The sequence below is a fragment of the Microbacterium psychrotolerans genome (genome assembly GCF_031085295.1).
GTDB lineage: Bacteria > Actinomycetota > Actinomycetes > Actinomycetales > Microbacteriaceae > Microbacterium > Microbacterium psychrotolerans.
The window spans coordinates 1-1,260 of the sequence record NZ_JAVFWO010000015.1; the positions used below are offsets into that span (position 1 = coordinate 1).

The 1,260-nt window shown below is 65.8% G+C and carries 3 protein-coding genes; all 3 read right to left on the reverse strand.

Annotated elements, in window-relative coordinates; all coding sequences use genetic code 11:
* Positions 1–94, reverse strand: a 94-nt coding sequence (locus tag Q9R08_RS20870; protein ID WP_470365362.1) for a DUF7882 family protein, incomplete at its 3' end; no start/stop codon positions are given.
* A gap of 146 nt (positions 95–240) precedes the next feature.
* Complete coding sequence (locus tag Q9R08_RS20805) at positions 241–948, reverse strand: ANTAR domain-containing protein (RefSeq protein WP_308870206.1); 708 nt, start codon at positions 946–948, stop codon at positions 241–243.
* Between the two features lie 26 nt (positions 949–974).
* Positions 975–1,260: ANTAR domain-containing protein (locus tag Q9R08_RS20810; RefSeq protein ID WP_308870208.1), on the reverse strand; the 286-nt coding region annotated here is incomplete at its 5' end.

The window sequence follows — 1,260 nt, forward strand, 5'->3', positions numbered from 1 at the left end:
GAAGCTTGGTGACGATGATGACCTGCAGGTGCAGCAACGTGCGGTCGTCGATCATGGTGGGTTGCCCGACTGAGCCGTACCAGAAAGTGCCCATCTTCGTACTCCGGTCCGCGTTCGCACGCCGTAGTGACAGTGGAGCTGACCGAGGTCTGGGGCAACCTGAGTTCAGGCTATGTCGCGGGTCCGAGCACCGCAAGAGCACAAGCTTCTGCAGCGATGCGCGGGCGGAGTCGGGGCGCGCTACAACACGAGTCGGCCAGCGACGATCTCGGCCGCGACCTCGGCGAGTCGGGTCTGCGTGGAACGGGCGTGTGAACGGATCTGCTGGAACGCGGTGTCCATGTCCAGCCCGCGGCTTTGCGCCAGGTAACCCTTCGCCTGCTCGATGATGACCCGACTGTTCAAGGCCCGCTGCAGCTGTTCCTGCGCGATGGTGGATTCCTCGACCAGGCGCTGCTGCAGGATGCTGATCGTCGCGATGTCCGCGAAGGTCCGGGCGGCCACGGCATCCGCATGATTCAGTTCGCCCGTACGGTCGCGGAACAGGTTCAACGAGCCGATCGTCGACGCCCGGAGCCGCATCGGTATCGCGTGCAGCGAAGCAAAACCGGATCTGCGCGCGTCCCCCGCGAACGCCGGCCATCGATCAGAGACATGATCCAGGTCCGCCACGGACACCACCCGTCCTGTCGCGACGGCCTCGACGCACGGTCCCTCACCGACGCGCAACTGCATCAGTTCAACGAACTCGCTGCGCTCGCTCGTGGAGACGATCACCTCCAGCTCACCGGTCGGGCTCAGCAGGAGGATGCCGGCGGCCGCGGCGTCGAAGAGTGCTGTGCACTCGTCGACGAGCAGCTGCAGCAGATCGACGACGTCGAAGTCCGCGACGAGGGAATCCGCCAGCGCCGCGACGGTGTGCAGCAGACGATCCTCCCGGGTCTTCATGCTGGGAGTCTAGATCTTCGCAGCGCTCACGGCTGGAAATTCATCCGACGGGCCACCACGTCGGCTGCGACCTCGCGGACGCTTCGTCCGGTCGCGAATGCATGTCCCCTCAGCACCACGAGCGCGTCATCGACGCTGATCTGCAGCTGGGCGGCGACCATCCCCGACGCCTGGTGCTGCTCGCGCCGCGAGAACGGGCCACCGGCCATACCTTCTTGCAGGCTGTCCAGGTCATCCAACGCACGTCGCAGCACGTGTCGCGCCGCGATGCTCGCCAGCACCGCCCCATCTTCCAGCTCGGTCGGCGACAAT